15 protein-coding genes are annotated in these 18,385 nt (G+C 70.9%); 10 read left to right on the forward strand and 5 right to left on the reverse strand.

The genetic code is table 11. The annotated features are described in order from the left end of the window. The first annotated feature begins 25 nt into the window (after positions 1-25). Together ABZW11_RS09155 and thrS are read left to right on the forward strand one after the other, a co-directional pair. Positions 26-622 carry a GH25 family lysozyme gene (locus ABZW11_RS09155; protein WP_355414336.1) on the forward strand — a complete coding sequence of 199 codons (597 nt, stop codon included), beginning with the start codon at positions 26-28 and terminating at the stop codon, positions 620-622. A 41-nt stretch (positions 623-663) separates the two neighbouring features. After that, positions 664-2,655: a threonine--tRNA ligase gene (gene thrS / locus ABZW11_RS09160; RefSeq protein ID WP_355414458.1), complete on the forward strand. Its 1,992-nt coding sequence runs from the start codon at positions 664-666 to the stop codon at positions 2,653-2,655. An 83-nt stretch (positions 2,656-2,738) separates the two neighbouring features. On the opposite strand, the gene ABZW11_RS09165 is transcribed toward thrS, so the two are convergent. Then, on the reverse strand, positions 2,739-3,464 hold the full coding sequence (locus ABZW11_RS09165; protein ID WP_355414338.1) for a PIG-L deacetylase family protein: 726 nt from the start codon (positions 3,462-3,464) through the stop codon (positions 2,739-2,741). Positions 3,465-3,499: 35 nt separating this feature from the next. Continuing rightward, complete coding sequence (locus ABZW11_RS09170; RefSeq protein WP_355414340.1) at positions 3,500-4,033, reverse strand: Asp23/Gls24 family envelope stress response protein; 534 nt, start codon at positions 4,031-4,033, stop codon at positions 3,500-3,502. 76 nt (positions 4,034-4,109) lie between these two features. Here ABZW11_RS09170 and ABZW11_RS09175 point away from each other — a divergent pair, with 76 nt between their 5' ends. Next, entirely contained in the window at positions 4,110-4,640 is a 531-nt protein-coding gene (locus ABZW11_RS09175; RefSeq protein ID WP_355414342.1) for an HIT domain-containing protein, read from the forward strand. On the opposite strand, the gene ABZW11_RS09180 is transcribed toward ABZW11_RS09175, so the two are convergent. From ABZW11_RS09180 to ABZW11_RS09190, 3 genes are all read right to left on the reverse strand, one after another. Continuing rightward, positions 4,596-6,818: a hypothetical protein gene (locus ABZW11_RS09180; protein WP_355414344.1), complete on the reverse strand. Its 2,223-nt coding sequence runs from the start codon at positions 6,816-6,818 to the stop codon at positions 4,596-4,598. The genes ABZW11_RS09175 and ABZW11_RS09180 overlap by 45 nt on opposite strands. A gap of 170 nt (positions 6,819-6,988) precedes the next feature. After that, the gene (locus ABZW11_RS09185; RefSeq protein ID WP_355414346.1) at positions 6,989-8,551 is read right to left on the reverse strand and encodes a family 10 glycosylhydrolase; all 1,563 of its coding nucleotides are present in this window, start codon (positions 8,549-8,551) and stop codon (positions 6,989-6,991) included. Positions 8,552-8,681: 130 nt separating this feature from the next. After that, positions 8,682-10,820, reverse strand: coding sequence for an elongation factor G-like protein EF-G2 (locus ABZW11_RS09190; RefSeq protein ID WP_355414348.1), 2,139 nt, complete (start codon positions 10,818-10,820; stop codon positions 8,682-8,684). A 256-nt stretch (positions 10,821-11,076) separates the two neighbouring features. Between ABZW11_RS09190 and pgsA the strand changes: the two genes are divergently transcribed. From pgsA to ABZW11_RS09225, 7 genes are all read left to right on the forward strand, one after another. Next, complete coding sequence (pgsA, locus tag ABZW11_RS09195; RefSeq protein ID WP_355414350.1) at positions 11,077-11,772, forward strand: phosphatidylinositol phosphate synthase; 696 nt, start codon at positions 11,077-11,079, stop codon at positions 11,770-11,772. After that, entirely contained in the window at positions 11,769-12,680 is a 912-nt protein-coding gene (locus tag ABZW11_RS09200; protein ID WP_355414352.1) for a phosphatidylinositol mannoside acyltransferase, read from the forward strand. The genes pgsA and ABZW11_RS09200 overlap by 4 nt, the downstream gene beginning before the upstream one ends. Then, positions 12,677-13,807, forward strand: coding sequence for a glycosyltransferase family 4 protein (locus tag ABZW11_RS09205; RefSeq protein WP_355414354.1), 1,131 nt, complete (start codon positions 12,677-12,679; stop codon positions 13,805-13,807). Before ABZW11_RS09200 ends, ABZW11_RS09205 begins: the two co-directional genes overlap by 4 nt. Positions 13,808-13,847: 40 nt before the next feature. After that, entirely contained in the window at positions 13,848-14,390 is a 543-nt protein-coding gene (locus ABZW11_RS09210; protein WP_355414356.1) for a hypothetical protein, read from the forward strand. 62 nt (positions 14,391-14,452) lie between these two features. Then, a complete protein-coding gene (locus ABZW11_RS09215; RefSeq protein ID WP_355414358.1) occupies positions 14,453-15,469 on the forward strand; it encodes a DUF3048 domain-containing protein in 1,017 nt (338 codons plus the stop codon). Positions 15,470-15,599: 130 nt separating this feature from the next. Next, positions 15,600-16,514 carry a pyridoxal 5'-phosphate synthase lyase subunit PdxS gene (pdxS, locus tag ABZW11_RS09220; protein ID WP_355414460.1) on the forward strand — a complete coding sequence of 305 codons (915 nt, stop codon included), beginning with the start codon at positions 15,600-15,602 and terminating at the stop codon, positions 16,512-16,514. A gap of 204 nt (positions 16,515-16,718) precedes the next feature. Next, a complete protein-coding gene (locus ABZW11_RS09225; RefSeq protein WP_355414360.1) occupies positions 16,719-18,383 on the forward strand; it encodes an alkaline phosphatase D family protein in 1,665 nt (554 codons plus the stop codon). Positions 18,384-18,385: the final 2 nt, after the last annotated feature.

The raw sequence follows: 18,385 nt of genomic DNA on the forward strand, positions 1-18,385 counted from the left end.
CATAAGATCCGACAAGGTGAAGAGCGTGCTGCATGGCATTGATGTGTCCAACTGGCAGGGCACCGTCGACTGGGCAGGTCATGCCGAGGCCGGGGTCGCCTTCGCCTTCGCCAAGGCGAGCGAGGGCGGCGACTTCACCGACAAGTGGTTCGCCCGCAACTGGAACGGCATGCGGGAGAGCTGGATCGTCTGCGGCGCGTACCACTTCGCCAGGCCCAAGGGCGACCCCATCGAGCAGGCCCGCCACTTCCTGCGGGTGATCCAGTCGGCCGGCGGGTTTCGCCGCGGCGACCTGGTGGCGCTCGACCTGGAGACCAACGACGGCGCGCGGCCCGAGCGGGTGGCCCGCTTCGCGCGCCGCTGGTGCCACTACGTCGAACGGCACGGCGGCGTGCGGCCGTTCATCTACACCTTCAACGCGTTCGCGCGCGGCGGACACTGCGCCGGGCTGGCCGAATACCCCCTGTGGATCGCCAGCCCGCACAGCCCCCGAGGCCGTCCTTCCGTGCCCAGGCCCTGGCGCGACTGGACCATCCACCAGTACGCCAGCAGCCCCGTCGACCGCAACGTCTTCCACGGATCACGGCAGGAGCTGACAAAGCTGGGGTTTCACCCGCGATAGCATCGGTGTCCTCATCACCGAACCCTGCCTCGGTGCCGGGCATCGAGCGCGATCCACGAGGAGTCACCGTGTCAGCCGAGCTACGCATCACCCTCGCCGGAGCCGAGCGTGTGGTCGCGGCCGGCACGACGGCCGGTGAGGCGCTCGAGGCCGACGGCCGCACCGTCATCGCCGCCCTGGTCAACGGCGAGCCCCGCGACCTCGCCCACCCGCTGTCCGACGGCGACGCGGTCGAGCCCGTCGACATCTCCAGCGAGATCGGCCGGTCCATCGTCCGCCACTCCACCGCCCACGTCATGGCGCAGGCGGTGCAGGAGCTGTTCCCCGAGGCCAAGCTGGGCATCGGGCCGCCCGTCGACAACGGCTTCTACTACGACTTCGACGTCGCCCAGGCGTTCAACCCCGACGACCTCAAGCGCATCGAAAAGCGCATGCGCGAGATCGTCAAGCAGGGGCAGCTGTTCTCCCGCCGGCCCGTCTCCGACGACGAGGCGCGGGCCGAGCTGGCGGCCGAGCCCTACAAGCTGGAGCTGATCGGGCTCAAGGGCGGCGCCGACCAGGAGGAGTCGGTCGAGGTGGGGGCGGGTCAGCTCACCATCTACGACAACCTCGACCCCAAGAGCGGCGACCTGCGCTGGAAGGACCTGTGCCGCGGGCCCCACGTGCCCTCCACCCGGTCCATCCCGGCGTTCAAGCTCATGCGCTCCGGCGGCGCCTACTGGCGGGGCAGCGAGAAGAACCCGCAGTTGCAGCGCATCTACGGCACCGCGTGGGAGTCCCGCGACAAGCAGGACGAATACCTCAAGCTGCTCGAAGAGGCCGAAAAGCGCGACCACCGCAAGCTGGGCGCCGAGCTCGACCTGTTCAGCTTCCCACCCGAGCTGGGCAGCGGCCTGCCGATCTTCCATCCCAAGGGCGGGATCATCCGCAAGGAGATGGAAGACTACATGCGCAGGCGGCAGGCCGAGGCGGGCTACGAGTTCGTCAACACGCCCCACATCACCAAGTCGTCGCTGTTCGAAACCTCCGGTCACCTGCCGTGGTACGCCGACGACATGTTCCCCGCCTTCGAGCTCGAGGGCACCGAATACCGCGTCAAGCCGATGAACTGCCCGATGCACAACCTGATCTTCAGGGCGCGCGGGCGCTCCTACCGCGAGCTGCCCCTGCGGCTGTGCGAGTTCGGCTCGGTCTACCGCTACGAGAAGTCCGGCGTCGTCCACGGCCTCACCCGCGTGCGCGGCATGACGCAGGACGACGCCCACATCTACACCACCCGCGAGCAGATGGCCGACGAGATCAAGTCGCTGCTGCGGTTCGTGCTCAGCGTGCTGCGCGACTTCGGGCTCAACGACTTCTACCTCGAGCTGTCCACCCGCGACGACTCCGAGAAGTTCATCGGCGACCCCGCCGAGTGGCAGGAGGCCACCGACGCGCTGCGCCAGGTGGCCACCGAGTCCGGCCTGGAGCTCGTCGACGACCCGGGCGGCGCGGCCTTCTACGGCCCCAAGATCTCCGTCCAGGCCAGAGACGCCATCGGCCGCACCTGGCAGCTGTCCACCATCCAGCTCGACCTCAACCAGCCCAAGCGCTTCGGCCTCGAATACCAGGCCGCCGACGGCTCCCGGCAGACCCCCGTGATGATCCACCGGGCGCTGTTCGGCTCCGTCGAGCGCTTCCTGGGCGTGCTCACCGAGCACTACGCCGGCGCCTTCCCGCCCTGGCTCGCCCCCGTCCAGGTGGTCGGCATCCCGATCGCCGAGGCCCACGTCCCCTACCTGCACGACGTCGCCAAGCGGCTGCGCGCCAGCGGCGTCCGGGTCGAGGTCGACGCGGCCGACGACCGCATGCAGAAGAAGATCCGCAACGCGCAGAAGGCCAAGGTGCCGTTCATGCTCCTGGCCGGCGACGACGACATCGCCAACGGCGCGGTCTCGTTCCGCTACCGTAGCGGCGAGCAGAAGAACGGCGTCCCGATCGAAGACGCCATCGCCGAGATCGTCAGCGCCGTGGAGCGCCACATCCAGGTCTGACCCGCCGAAGCCTCAGCCTCCCTCCCAGAGGGAGGCTGACGCTTCTCCCGGCAGGGCGACGTTCGCTCTCGGGCTCCGAAGCCTCAGCAGGGGTAGAGGCGGAAGGAGACGGCGGGGGTGCCGCCGAAGCGGGAGGCCTCGTCGTGCGCCGAGCCTTCGAGGAAGTCGCGGGCGTATTTCTCCGGGTCGGTACCGGGCTGGAGGGCCTCGATGTAGGTGCGGTGTTCCGCGAGGGAGCGGACGCCGCGCTCCAGGCCCTGGGTGACGTCCACGGCGTGGGTGGGGGTGTTGGAGCCTGCCACGGCGATCCAGCGGACGCCGTTCCAGGGCTCGGGACCCGCGTCGGGGAAGATCCAGCGGTTGCCCGCGTCGCCGACGGCGTCCATCGTGGCGCGGCCGACGGCGCGGTGGTCGGGGGTGTTCCAGATCGTGCCGCCCCAGGTGTCGTCGAAGTTCAGCGTGATAACGAGTTCGGGGCGGTGCCGGCGGATGGCGGCGGCGAGGTCGCGGCGGAGCCGGGTGCCGTACTCGATCACCCCGTCGGCGTGGCCGAGGAACTCCACGCTGCTCACGCCGACGACCGCCGCGCTCGCCCGCTCCTCGCGCTCCCGCAGCGGCCCCGCCTCAGCGGGGGCGAGCGTGTCGATGCCCGCCTCGCCCCTGGTCACCATCACGTACGCGACGTCGCGCCCCGCGTCGGTCCAGGTCGCCACCGCCGCCGCGCAGCCGTATTCGAGGTCGTCGGGGTGCGCCACGATGGCCAGGGCGCGCTGCCAGTCCTCGGGCATGGGTTCAAGCTGATCGGTCATACCCGCCATCCTGGCAGCCGCCCGCCGGGAAGGCGTCAGGACTCCGAGGAGGCGTCGTCCTCAGGGGTCTCGCGGGGAACGGGGCGGCCCTCGCCGGGGAGGCGGACGTCGTCCACCGTGACGTTGACCTCGGTGACGCGCATGCCGAGCATCCGGCTGACGGTCCGCGCCACGTTCGTCTTGACCTCGGAGGCGACGTCCATGACCACGTGACCGTACTCGACCACGATCGTCAGGCTGACCGCCACCTGGCGGTCCTGGATCTGCGCGCTGACACCCTGGTTGCTGCGGCGGGACCCGATGCCGATGCGGTCGCGTACGGACTCGAAGGCCCGCACCAGATCCCCGCCCAGGTCGGCGACGCCCGGCACCTCCAGGGCCGCCAGCGCGGCGACCTTCTCCACGACCTCGTCGGCCACCTTGATCTGCCCCTTGACGGCGGCGTCGGCGGTCGCGGCCTCGATGTACGACGGCTCGCCGCCTCGGGAGCCTTCGGCGGGCGGGTCGGCGGGCGGGGCGGTCTGTTCGGTCACCTGTTCGGTCACCTGTTCGGCCAGGGCTTCACTCATCGCGTCCTCCTGTTGGGGGTGCACAGGATTGTGCCGGAAGAAGACCCGGTTTGTCCGGGGTCCTATGCTGCTAGATATGCAGGATCAGGCAGGGGCAGGGTCCCCCGACAACTTCGAACGGCTGTGGACCCCGCATCGGATGGCCTACATCAAGGGCGAGAACAAACCGACCGGCACCGGCCCCGGCGACGGGTGCCCGTTCGACGCCATCCCGAAGATGACCGACGAGGAGGGCCTGATCGTCAAGCGCGGGCAGGTGGTGTACGCCGTGCTCAACCTCTACCCGTACAACTCGGGCCATCTGATGGTGGTGCCCTACCGTCACGTGTCCGACTACGACGAGCTGGACGCGGCGGAGGTGGCGGAGCTGGGCGACTTCACGCAGCGCTCGCTGCGGGCGCTGCGCAAGGCGAGCGGCGCGCAGGGCTTCAACGTCGGCATGAACCTCGGCCACGTCGCGGGCGCCGGCATCGCGGCGCACCTGCACCAGCACGTCGTGCCCCGCTGGGGCGGCGACACCAACTTCATGCCGGTCGTCGCGCAGACGAAGGTGCTGCCGCAGCTACTTCGCGACACCCGCCAGCTGCTCGCCGACGCCTGGGACTGACGGGCGCGACCGCCCGGCCGCGGGCAGCGCGCCGATGCCGGTGGCCAGCAGCAGCGGTACGGCCAGCGCGAGCGCCATCGACAGCACCGCCGCGCCGGAGTCGTTGACCAGCATGCCGACGACGCCGCTGACGAGCGTGCCGATGAGGCCGGCGCGCAGCGCGGGGGAGTGCTCGAACGCGGCCGGCACCACCCCCGCCGACGCCTGCCCGGGCCGCAGGATCGCGTAGACGAGGAACGCCGCGGCGGCGATCACGATCGGCATCAGGTTGGGGCTGAGCAGGGTGGCCAGCATGGCGTGCAGCTTGCGCCAGATGACGTCGAACCCCTCCCCGGTCAGCACCTGCCCCACGAACCTGCCGAGGTGCGACTGCTCGCTCGGCGGCCGCAGGTGGTTGAGCCAGGCGAAACCCATCACGATCACGCCGCCGGCCGCGCAGAAGGCACCCAGGTTCACCAGGGAGACCCGGCGGCCGGACAGGATGAGCGCGGTCACCGCGACGCCGGGCACGAACGCGATCACGCCGCCGAAGTCGCTGCCCAGCCCCGAGCCGCCCAGCACCATCGCGAACGCGCCCAGCGCGACGGTCGCGCCGACGCCCGCCCGGCCCGGCCAGCGGTGCGCGATGACGGTGGCGGCCAGCAGCGTGCCGGTCGCCAGCAGCGCGAACGGGATGTTGCCCAGCCCGTAGTAGCGGGCTCCGACGTCGGCGCCGTACCCCATGACGCTGTTGAGCTGCAGCGTCGTGCCGGTCAGCAGGTCGCCGGCGAGCGTCAGCGCGGTCACCCCGGCCACCACGGCCGGCGGGCCGAGCGGCCTTCGCCGCCACGGGCCGGCGAACGCCACCACCGTCACCGCCGCCGCCCACGCCAGCACGCCGCCGACGAGCTGCGGCAGGCCCGTCCACGGCAGCAGGTTGACCAGGTAGCTGGAGACGGGCAGGGCGGCCAGCGCGACGGCGGCCACGCGTACCGGCGACAGGCCCCTGAGGCGGCGCAGCAGCAGGAACGCCGCCAGATAGAACGTCACCTGCAGCACGGCCACCACGGTGAAGTAGACGCCCTTGACGGACCTGATGGACTGGGCGGTGGCGTCGTCCCTGCGCAGGTCCGTGATCGTGGCGCCGGCCGGGCCGACGCGCAGCGGCGTGCCCACGACCGTGGCGGGCACCGGCACGCCTAGCTCGCTCAGCATGGTGGCGGTCAGGTCGGTGAGGATCGAGATGTCCTCGCGGTGGGTGGAGGCCGCGCCCAGCAGGTGCCCCTCCGCGCCGGGCGCGCGCAACGCGGCCACTCGCAGGTGCGGCACGGACCCGTGGTCCGACAGCCCGGCCAGCATCACCGTCGTGCCGGCGGGCAGCACCGACAGCAGGGCGCCCGCCTTGGCATCGGCGAGCTGCAGCGCGTCACGCCGCTCAGCGGCGGAGAGTCTGTCCGGCACCCGGGGGAGCCGGCCACCCTCACCGACCTCGACGCCGGCCCCTGTGCCGCCCCCTGCCCCCGCCCCTGTGCCGGTCCCTGCCCCCGCCCCTGTGCCGGTCCCCGCCCCCGCCTCCGCGCCGCTCCCCGCCCCCGCGGCAGCCCCGGCGCCCGCTCCAGCGCTTTCGCCGGTCAGGTAGGGGCGGATGAGATCGTCGACGTCCATCGCGACCAGCGGGCAGCGTGCCAGGTCCGCGGTGCCGACGCGGAGCGGGGAGTCGTGGTAGCGGGCCACCGCGCCGTGCCGGTCGGCCAAGGCCAGCGCGGCGCCGGGGCCGATCGCGATCGAGCACCGGCCGGCCGCCCTGAGCGTCTCGCCGAGCGTGCCGGCGGCCCGCTGGCCCGCCACGTCGACGAGGTAGCGGTAGCCGGGGATGACGGCGCCCTCACCGGCGGCCCGCGGGAGCGGGGGAGCGCCGCACGCGTAGCCGCTGGCGGACCTGGCGCCCGCCGAGACCGTCAGCCAGCCGTCGTAGGGGCAGGTGACGCTGCCGACGGTACGGACCGACAGCGAGCCGATGGCGCTCGTCCTGGCCAGCTCCCACAGGTTGGGCGTGTCCTCCGGGGTGAGATCGTTCCAGTGCAGCCCGGGAACCCCGATGAGCGCCACCCGCCCGGCAGGCGGCTCCGCGGCGGACGCCGCCTGCGCGGCCAGCACCTGACCGGCCAGAACGGCCAGTACGACCAAAGCGCGCCTCACGCCGATGACCTCCCGCGCTCGCCTGCTGAGGCACTGTGGCACGGCTACGGTCCCGGCCGCGTCACAGGACGTGACCACCCTCTCACGCGTCACTCACGTACGCGGGAGAACGGGGAAAGGGCCGGTCCCCGTCACGGGGACCGGCCCTCGAAGGCTCAGCAGGCGAAGCGTCAGGTCGCGTCCACCTTCACCTTGACCGCCTTGCTCTCGTTGTGCAGCCGGTCGAGCGCGGTCACCAGGTAGGTGCCGGCCGACTTGGCCGCGTAGGAGGGGTCGCTCACCACGGCCACCAGGTTGCGCGCGTCGGTGGTGCGGCAGTCCTTGCCGGACTTCGGCACCTGGTAGACGGCGTAGGCGCGGGCCCCGTCGGACGGCTTCCACGACAGCTGGGCGCCGGACGCCTTGACGCCCGCGGGCGCGGCGGGAGCCTGGCCGCCGCGCTCCTTCATCAGCGGCTGCAGCGCCGGACGGCTGTAGTGGGTCTTGGCGACCCGGTCCATCGCGCCGAGCGGGTTGGTCAGCAACTGCTTGGCGCTGAAGTAGACGGCGCCGCTGACCTGCTTGCTGTCGCGGTTGAGGCCGATCTGGGCGGGCAGCTCGCCGGCCTTGGTCCAGGCCCTGTCGTCCTTGGTGCCGACGCGGTAGAGGCCCTGGCCGATCCAGAGCTGCACGTCGCTGCCCTTGACCGCGTCGGACCACCAGCGCACCAGCGTGCGGTAGTCGGCGGCCTTGTGCCCGCGCGGCCAGTAGAGCTGCGGCAGGACGTAGTCGACGGTGCCGGACTTGATCCAGGAGCGCGCGTCGGCGTAGATCGCGTCGTAGGCGGACATGCCGGACGTCTTGGACCCGCTGGGGTCGTTGGAGGTGTTACGCCAGATGCCGAACGGGCTGATGCCGAACTTGACGTGGCTCTTCGCCTCGTGCACGGCCTGGTCGACCTGCTCGACGAGCTTGTCGACGTTGCCCCGCCGCCAGTCGGCGAGCTTCTGGCCCTTGCCGTACTTCTTGAACGCGGCGGCGTCGTCGAACGTCGCGCCCGCCACCGGGTAGGGGTAGAAGTAGTCGTCGAAGTGCACGCCGTCGATGTCGTAGCGGCCGGCCACGTCGGTGATGACCTTGGTCACGTGGTCGCGCACGGCGGGCAGGCCGGGGTTGTAGTAGAGGCGGCCGCCGTATTTGACCGTCCAGGCGGGGTGCTTCTTCGCCGGGTGCCCGGCGGGCAGCTTGGCGATGCTGTCGTCGTAGGAGGCGCGGTAGGGGTTGAACCAGGCGTGGAACTCCATGCCGCGCTTGTGCGCCTCGTCGATGAGGAACGGCAGCGGGTCCCAGCCGGGGTCCTTGCCCGCGGTGCCGGTCAGGTATTGCGACCAGGGCTCCAGCGAGGACTTGTAGAGCGCGTCGGAGGCGGGCCGCACCTGCACGAAGACCGCGTTGAAGTTGCGCTTGGCGGCGCTGTCGAGGATCTTCACGTATTCGGCCTGCTGCCTGGCCTTGCTCAGCCCGGTCTTGGACGGCCAGTCGATGTTGGTCGTCGTGGCGATCCACACCCCGCGCAGTTCGCGCTTGGGGTAGCGGGCGTCGGGCTTGCAGGCGGCCGCGGGCGCGGCGGCGGTGGCCGTCTTCTTCGAGCTCGCCGCGTTGCCCGGCTTGGCGTCGGGGCCGAAGGCGTAGGCGGCGCCGGTGGTGGCGATCGCGAGGGCGGCGGCGGCCAGGAGTGGGCGTCCAGTTCGCATAGTGCCACCCAGTGTGACAGCTTCGGGGGCATGCTCGGGACGGAAAACGACATCAAAGCGTGATGCATTCGTGATGAAAGTAAAAAGCTGGGTCGGGAGGGACGAACGCCCTCCCGGCCCGGCCAACGGCTCAATCCGCGGCGGCCACCTTGCTCGCGAGGTTCGGCGGCAGCGGTTCGTAGCGCAGGAACGTCCTCGTGAACGAGCCCGTGCCGTGTGACATGGATCGCAGGTCGATGGCGTACCGCGTGATCTCCAGCTGGGGCACCTCGGCCTTGACGAGCGTGCGTCCGGTGCCCACCGGCTCGGTGCCGAGCACGCGCCCGCGCCGCGACGACAGGTCCGACATCACCGAGCCCACGTAGTCGTCGGCCACCAGCACCGAGATCTCGTCCACCGGCTCCAGCAGCAGCGTCGGCACCTTGGACGCGGCCTCCTTCAGCGCGAGCTGGCCCGCGATCTGGAAGGCCATGTCGGAGGAGTCGACCGAGTGGGCCTTGCCGTCGTACAGGGTGACGCGCACGTCCACCATCGGATAGCCGGCGACGACGCCGCGCTCCATCTGCGCGCGCACGCCCTTCTCCACCGACGGGATGAACTGCCGCGGCACCACGCCGCCCACGATCTTGTCGACGAACTCGAAGCCCCCGCCCGACGGCAGCGGCTCCACCTCCAGGTGGCAGATGGCGTACTGGCCGTGGCCGCCGGTCTGCTTGACGTTGCGGCCCATCGCCTGGCACCTGCCGCCGAACGTCTCGCGCAGCGGCACCCGCAGCTCGACGCGCTCGACCTCGACGCCGTGCCGCTTGGACAGCCGGTCGAGCAGCACGTCGGTGTGAGCCTCGCCCATGCACCACAGGACGAGCTGGCGGGTCTCGGCGTTGTTCTCCAGGCGCAGCGTCGGGTCCTCGGCCACCAGCCTGCCGAGGGCCTGCGACAGCTTGTCCTCGTCGGCCTTCGACTTGGCCCTGATCGCCACCGGCAGCAGCGGCTCCGGCATGCTCCAGGACGTCATCAGCAGCGGGTTGCCGACCTCGGACAGCGTGTCGCCGGTCTCGGCGCGCGACAGCTTCGCCACGGCCACGATGTCGCCCGCCATCGCCTTGGCGGCGGCGCGCTGGTGCTTGCCCAGCGGACAGGTCAGGGTGCCGATGCGCTCGTCCACGTCGTGGTCCTCGTGCCCGCGGTCGGCCAGGCCGTGGCCGGAGACGTGCACGGTCATGTCGGGGCGCAGCGTGCCGGAGAAGACGCGGACGAGGCTGATGCGGCCCACGTACGGGTCGCTGGTGGTCTTGACGACCTCCGCCACGAGCGGACCGTCGGGGTCGCACGTGATGCCCTTGACCGGCTTGCCCGACAGGTCGGTGATCTCCGGCATCGGGTGTTCGAGCGGCGAGGGGAAGCCCTGCGTCATCAGCTCCAGGATCTCCTGGGCGCCCACGCCCAGCCCGCTGCACAGCACCGGGTAGAAGCTGCCGCGCGCGACGGCCTTCTCCAGGTCCTCGATGAGGACCTTGGTGTCGATGGGCTCACCCTCGAGGTAGCGCTCCATGAGCGACTCGTCCTCGCTCTCCTGGATGATGCCCTCGATCAGGGTGCCGCGGTACTCCTCGATCTGCGTCTCGTACTCGGCGCCCGGGTCCTTCTCCGCGCGGGTGCCGGTGGCGTAGTTGTAGTACTTCTGGGTGAGCAGCCCGATGAGTCCGTTGACGTGGCCGTTGGTGATGACCGGGAGGTAGAGCGGTGCCACGCCGTCGCCGAAGACGTCCTGGCAGGTGGTCAGCACCTCGTCGAAGTCCGCGCGCTGGTGGTCGATCTTGGTGATGACGACCGCCCGCGGCATGCCCACCTGCGAGCACTCCTCCCAGAGCATCTGGGTGAGCCCGTCCACGCCTTCGGACGCCGAGACCACGAAGAGCGCCGCGTCGGCCGCGCGCAGCCCGGCGCGCAGGTCGCCCACGAAGTCGGCGTACCCGGGGGTGTCGAGAAGGTTGATCTTGATGCCGTTGTGCACCAGCGGCGCCACGGCGAGGTTGACGGACCGCTGCTGCCGGACCTCGACCTCGTCGAAGTCGCTGACCGTGTTGCCGTCCTCGACCCGTCCAGGGCGCTGGATGGTGCCCGTCGTGGCCAGCAGCTGTTCGACGAGGGTCGTCTTACCCGCTCCTGAGTGGCCGACCAGCACGACATTACGTATCGCGTCGCACCTGTCGGCCGCGGGTGCCCTGCCCGCGGCTCCTACGGCGCCGCCAGAGTTCCTTTCCGCCACATCGCCTCCCGCTACGCTTCCCGTCTCATCGCGTGAGACGGCTCGGTCGATGGGGGGACGCCGTCCAGCCGCGTCCGGCAGCTCGCTCCCGTCGCTCCTCGGCCCAGGCGGCGTCGCTCCCTTCGCGTTGGTCCGTTCGCCAACGCCGCGCCCGCGCGGAGGGTGTCGGAAACCGCATGGACGCGGTGTGTTCACCAAATACCCCTGTGGCGGATATCACAAGGGGTCCGGGGCAAAGAAAGTTGTCAGGCCTTTCATGGCCTACGATCGGACCGCGATGCTCAAACTCCTGCGCCCGGCCATGACCCGGATACTCACCCCGCTGGGCAGGGCACTCGCCGGCCGCGGGATCGGCCCGAACGCCGTCACGGCGGTCGGCACCCTCGGCACGGTCGTGTCGGCCCTGCTCTTCTTCCCCCTGGGCCAGCTTGCCTGGGGGGCACTCGTGATCACCGTTTTCGTGCTGTTCGACCTGCTCGACGGCGTGGTCGCCCGGCTCGGCGGAAAGGGGGGCAGCACCTGGGGGGCCTTCCTCGACTCCACCTTCGACCGGGTCGCCGACGCCGCCATCTTCGCCGGCCTGATCCTCTACTTCGCCGGCCGCGACGACATCGTGTCGGCCTCGGTGACGCTCGCCTGCCTGATCCTCGGCACCCTGGTGTCCTACGCCAAGGCCAGGGCCGAGGGGCTCGGGCTGACGGCCGACGTCGGGCTCGCCGAGCGGCCCGAGCGGCTGGTGGTGGCGCTGGTCGCGGCCTTCCTCGCCGGGCTCGGCGTCCCCTACGTCCTGCCGGCCGGCATGTGGCTGCTCGCCCTGGCCAGCCTGATCACGGTGGGCCAGCGCGTGATGATCGTGTACCAGCAGACGAGACAACAGGCCGGACACCGGACGGGCCATCAGACCGGCCATCAGACCGGCCATCAGACGGGCCATCAGACTGGGGAGAAATGAGCGACAAGGCATCGTTCGCCGACCGGGTCGTGGCCGCCGGGTTCGCGGCCGGGTGGAAGCTCGTGCCGCTGCTGCCCGAACGCCCGACGGCCGCGGTCTTCCGGTTCCTGGCCGACCGGGTCCACGCCAGGCGCGGCAAGTCCGTACGCCGGCTGGAGTCCAACCTGGCCAGGGTGACCGGCCTCGACCCCGGCAACCGCGAGCTGCGCGAGCTGACCAGGGCCGGCATGCGCTCCTACTTCCGCTACTTCCACGAGATCTTCCGCCTGCCCAGGATGGACCGCGCCGAGGTGGTGCGGCGCACCCACGTCATCGGCGCCGAGCACATCCACGGCAACGTGGCGGCCGGGCGCGGCGTGGTGCTGGCGCTGCCGCACATGGGCAACTGGGACCAGGCGGGCGCCTGGCTGGTGGGCGTCGGCCACCCGTTCACCACCGTCGCGGAAAGGCTGCGTCCCGAGTCGCTGTTCCGCCGCTACGTCGCCTTCCGCGAGGGCCTCGGCATGGAGGTGCTGCCGCTGACCGGCGGTGACGGCCACAACTTCGGCACCCTCGCCACGCGGGTGCGCAAGGGCGGCGTGGTCTGCCTGCCGGCCGAGCGCGACCTCACCAAGAGCGGCGTGGAGGTGCGCTTCTTCGGCGCCGCCACCAAGATGCCCGCGGGGCCGCCGCTGCTGGCCGTGCAGACCGGGGCGGCGCTGCTGCCGGCCACCGTCTACTTCGTGGGCGACGACTGGGGCATCCACATCCACGAAGAGCTGCCCGTGCCCGCCGAGGGCACCCGGCAGGAGAAGGTCGCGGCGCTGGCCCAGGGCCTGGCCGACGTGTTCGAGAAGGGCATCTCCGAGCATCCCGAGGACTGGCACATGATGCAGCGGCTCTGGCTGGACGACCTGGACCCCCGATGAGGGTCGGCATCGTCTGCCCCTACTCCTGGGACATGCCGGGCGGGGTCAAACAGCACATCGACGACCTGGCCCAGGCGCTCATGGCGCAGGGCCACGACGTCTCCGTGATCGCGCCGGCGGCCGACGACGACGAGCTGCCCCCCTACGTGACGGGCGCGGGCCGGGCCGTCCCCGTGCCGTACAACGGGTCGGTGGCGAGGATGTCGTTCGGGTTCCTGTCGGCCGCCCGGGTGCGGCGCTGGGTGCGTACGGGCGGCTTCGACGTGCTGCACATCCACGAGCCGCTGATTCCGAGCCTCGGCGTGCTGGCCTGCTGGGCCGCCAAGGGGCCGATCGTGGCCACCTTCCACGCCTCCTTCACCCGATCGCGGGCGATCGCGGTGGCCGAGCCCCTGCTGCGCAGCGCGCTGGAGAAGCTGAGCGGCCGCATCGCGGTCTCCGACGCGGCCCGCAAGAGCCTGGTCGAGCAGTTCGGCGGCGACACCGTGCTCATTCCCAACGGCGTCACCGTCGCCCGCTACACCGAGGCCGAGCCGCTCGACGGCTGGGGCCCCGACGGCGCCACGATCGGCTTCCTCGGCCGCATGGACGAAGAGCGCAAGGGCCTGCCGATCCTGCTCGACGCGTTCGCCGTGCTGGCGGCGCAGCGGCCCGACGTGAAGCTGCTGATCGCCGGTCCAGGCGACGAGAAGGACGTCTACGAGCGGGTGCCGAAGCAGTTCAGGGACCGCGTGACGGTGCTCGGCATGGTGAGCGAGGCCGACAAGATCCGCGCGTACCACTCGGTCGACGTGTTCTGCGCGCCCAACACCCGCGGCGAGAGCTTCGGCATCGTGCTGGCCGAGGCCATGGCGTCGGGGGCGACGGTGCTGGCCAGCGACATCCCGGCCTTCCGCAGGGTGCTGGGCGACGGGCAGGCGGGCGCGCTGTTCGCCAACGGCGACCCCGCCTCGCTGGCGCGCGAGGCCGCCGCGCTGCTCGACGCGCCCGAGCGGCGCGCCAAGCTGGCGGCCGAGGCGCTGGTGGCGGTCAGGAAGTACGACTGGTCGACCGTGGCGCGCGACGTCGTACGCGTCTACGAGACCGTCACCACGAGCGGCGCGGGCCGCGTGGAGGAGGACCTGTGAGGCGCATCGCGGGTGATGCGGCGCGGGTGGAGGAGGACCTGTGACGTCCACCATGATCGTGCTGATCGTGGGCATCGTGGTGGTGCTCACGGCCGTCTACATCTCGTGGCGGGCCGGTCGCCTCGACCGGCTGCACATCCGCCTGGAGCTGGCCCAGGAGTCGCTGGACGCCGCGCTCATGCGGCGCCGCGCGGTGGTGCTGGAGCTGGCGGGCTCCCGCCTGCTCGATCCGGCGACGTCGCTGGTGCTGGCCGCGGCGGCGCACGAGGCGCGCTCCGCGGGCCCCGACGAGCGCGAGCACGCCGAGAGCGACCTGTCGCGGACGTTGCGCGCGGTGGTGGACCAGGAGCGCTTCAGGGAGAAGCTGGCGGAGTCGCCCGGTGGCCGCGAGCTGCTGGAGGAGCTCGACGCGGCGGTGGCGAAGGTCGTCTACTCGCGCCGGTTCTACAACAACGCGGTCGGGGTCACCCGTACGGCGCAGCGCCGCTGGCTGGCCAGGACCCTGCGGCTGGCCGGGCACACCGACTACCCGCAATTCTTCGAGATTGATGACAATCCGCCCGCAGCCATGGCAACCGAATGACCTGATTTGGGGAAGCCAGTAAGCTTCATCCCGTTTTCGGGCTGAAGCGAGGAGAAGTGCACGTGCGGCTACCCCGGTTGATCACTCTCTGGCTGGCGGGAGCGGCCGTCCTGCTGCCCGTCGCGGCCTGTTCATCCGACGAGCCGGCGGCCGGTTCCGCGCCGCAGGCCACGACGGACGCGCCGGCCGAGGCGCCGCAGGAGGAGGAGGTCAACGCCCACCCCTTCACCGGCAAGCCGTACGAGAAGCTCAGGCCGGTGCTCGCGGTGAAGATCGAGAACACCGCGGCGGGCAAGCCGCAGCTCGGGCTCAAGAGCGCCGACATCGTCTACATCGAGCAGGTCGAGGCCGGGCTGACCCGGCTCATGGCGATCTTCTCCTCGAAGCTGCCGGCCAAGGTGGGCCCGGTGCGCAGCGCGCGCATCTCCGACCTGCACATCGCCCCGCAGTTCGGCAAGCCGGCCTTCTCCTACTCGGGCGCGCAGACCAAGATGCTGCCGCTCATCGCCGAGGCGTCGCTGTTCGACGTGGGCGACTCGCACAACCCGGGCGCGTACTTCCGCCAGCCGGGCCGCTTCGCCCCCTACAACCTGTTCGCCAACACCAAGCAGCTGCTGGCCAAGGCACCCAAGGCGAGCAAGGCCAAGGACATCGGCTTCACCTTCGGCGACGCCCCCGAGGGCGGGACGCCGCGCAAGTCGTACACGGTCAAGTGGCCCGCCGCGCGCTTCACCTTCGCCTGGTCCGAGGCCAAGCGGCAGTGGCTGATCTGGCAGGACGGCAAGAAGGACATGGCGGCCGAGGGCGGCCAGCTCGGCGCGCCCACGATCGTCGTGCAGTACACCAAGACCGAGCGCTCGCAGTTCCACGACAAGAACCAGAGCTACACGCCGCTCGTGCACACCACGGGCAAGGGCTCGGCGATCGTGCTGCGGGACGGCAAGGCGTTCAAGGCGAAGTGGGAGCGGGAATCAGAGGACAGTGGCACGACGTTCACCACGGAGAGCGGCGAGCCGATGAACTTCGCCCCCGGCCAGGTCTGGGTGGCCCTCGCCAGCCGCAAGCCCGTCATTCCGTAGCCGCCGTAGCTTGACAAACCTGTATAGGTGCGGTGCTAAATCCTGACATCTTGGCATGTCGGGGGAGGGGTCGTTCAGGACCTACGATGGGCTTGATAACTTACAGAATCGCCGTTGAGAGCCCGTGAGGATGACCGTGTCCAGCAGCACGCCAGAAAGCACCCCCGTCACCGGAACCGCCCGCGTCAAGCGCGGCATGGCCGAGATGCTCAAGGGCGGCGTCATCATGGACGTCGTCACCCCCGAGCAGGCCAAGATCGCTGAGGACGCCGGCGCGGTCGCCGTCATGGCCCTCGAGCGCGTGCCCGCCGACATCCGCGCGCAGGGTGGCGTCTCCAGGATGAGCGACCCCGACATGATCGACGGCATCATCGACGCCGTCTCGATCCCCGTCATGGCCAAGGCCCGCATCGGCCACTTCGTCGAGGCCAGGGTGCTGCAGGCGCTCGGCGTCGACTACGTCGACGAGTCCGAGGTGCTGACCCCGGCCGACTACGCCAACCACATCGACAAGTGGCAGTTCACCGTGCCGTTCGTGTGCGGCGCCACCAACCTCGGCGAGGCCCTGCGCCGCATCACCGAGGGCGCGGCCATGATCCGCTCCAAGGGCGAGGCCGGCACCGGCGACGTCTCCAACGCCGTCACTCACATGCGCACGATCCGCGCCGAGATCAAGCGGCTCACCTCCCTGCCGGAGGACGAGCTCTACGTCGCCGCCAAAGAGCTGCAGGCGCCGTACGAGCTGGTCGCCGAGGTCGCCCGCACCGGCAAGCTGCCGGTCGTGCTGTTCACCGCGGGCGGCATCGCCACCCCGGCCGACGCCGCGATGATGATGCAGCTCGGCGCCGAGGGCGTGTTCGTGGGCTCCGGCATCTTCAAGTCGGGCGACCCTGCCAAGCGCGCGGCGGCCATCGTCAAGGCCACCACGTTCTACGACGACCCCGACGTCATCGCCAAGGTCTCCCGTGGCCTGGGCGAGGCCATGGTCGGCCTCAACGTCGACGAGATCCCGCAGCCGCACCGCCTGGCCGAGCGCGGCTGGTAAGCGTCGGCGTGTCGGCGCAGGTCAGTGGCCTGCGGGCGTGAAACGATCACTTCCGGGTGAACGTCACGCGACGACGGAGATTTCCGGAAAAGGCGACATCCGTGAAGGATGTCGCCTTTTTCATGTCTGGCGTTCACCGCGAAGTCATGCTGCTGAGTCAGGCTACGGGGGTCCTCGCCCTTGATCGTCACAGGGAGCTCCCAGGTGTCCAAGCTCAACCGCAGGCACTTCCTCGTCACAGGGTTAGCGGCAGGCGCCGCATCGGCCATCCCCGCCGTCGTCCCGGCAGCCGCGCACGCCGACCCTGAAACGGCCTCGCGCGGGCTGCGTACCGACCCCTTCACGCTCGGCGTCGCGTGCGGCGACCCCGACCACGAGGGGTTCGTGCTGTGGACCAGGCTCGCCCAGCAGCCGCTGGCCGAGGACGGTCTCGGCGGCATGCCGCAGCGGCCCTTCCCCGTGCGGTGGCAGATCTACGCCGACGAGCGGGCCCGCCGCGTCGTGCGCTCCGGCGTCACCGTCGCCGCCCCCGAGTGGGGCCACAGCGTGCACGTCGAGGTGCAGGGGCTGAGCTCCGACCGGGACTACTGGTACCGCTTCCGCGTCGGCTCGTACGTCTCGCCGCTCGGCCGCGCCCGCACCGCCCCGCACCCGCTGTCGTACGGCGGCGCCCTGGCCATGGCGTTCGTCTCCTGCGCCCAGTACGAGCACGGCCACTTCACCGCCTACCGCCGGCTCGCCGAGGAGCACCCCGACCTGGTGCTGCACCTCGGCGACTACCAGTACGAGTACACCAGGGACACCTACACGATCCCCGGCGGCAACGTCCGCCACCACGAGGGCCCCGAGACCGAGACCCTCGCGAACTACCGCCAGCGCCACGCCCAGTACAAGGCCGACCCCGACCTGCAGGCCGCGCACGCCGCCGCGCCCTGGCTGGTCGTGTGGGACGACCACGAGCTGGACAACAACTGGGCCGACGAGGTGCCCGAGAAGCCCGAGGTGCCGCAGCCGAACTTCCGCGAGCGGCGCGCCGCGGCCTTCCGCGCGTACTACGAGAACATGCCGCTGCGCCGCACCTCGATCCCGCGCGGCATCGACATGCAGCTCTACCGGCGCATCCGCTGGGGCAGGATGGCCACCTTCCACATGCTCGACACCCGCCAGTACCGCGACGACCAGGGCTGCGGCGACGGCTACAAGGACTGCCCCGCCGCCGTCGACCCCGCCCGCTCGATCACCGGCGCCGAGCAGGAGGAGTGGCTGCTGCGCGGCTTCCACCAGTCGCGCGCGCAGTGGGACGTCCTGGGCCAGCAGGTCTTCTTCGGCCAGCGCGACAACAACCCGGGACCCGCCAAGATCACTTCGCAGGACGCCTGGGACGGCTACGCCGCCTCCCGCCGCCGCATCACCCAGGGCTGGATCGACGCCGGGGTGCGCAACCCCGTGGTGCTGACCGGCGACGTGCACGCCCACTGGGCCGGCGACCTCAAGCTCGACTACGACGACCCGACAGGGCCCAGCGTGGGCTCCGAGCTGGTGACCACGTCGATCTCGACGGGCGGCGACGGGGGCGACTCCGACCCCGCGCAGCACCCGTTCCTGCAGATCAACCCGCACCTGAAGTTCTACAACAACCAGCGTGGATATGTGCTCACCACGATCGAGCGCGACCGGCTGACGGCCGACTTCAAGGTCGTGCCCCGGGTCCAGACGCCCGATGCCGAGGTCTACACCCGGGCCACGTTCGTCGTCGAGGACCGGGTGCCGGGGGTGCAGCAGACGTACCTGCGGCCGCTCGACCCGGCGCGCCGGCTCCAGCAGATCACGGTCGAGGACACCGTCCGCCTGGAGACGGAACGCCCGTAACG

The organism is Nonomuraea sp. NPDC004580 (assembly GCF_040609855.1).
Taxonomy (GTDB): domain Bacteria; phylum Actinomycetota; class Actinomycetes; order Streptosporangiales; family Streptosporangiaceae; genus Nonomuraea; species Nonomuraea salmonea.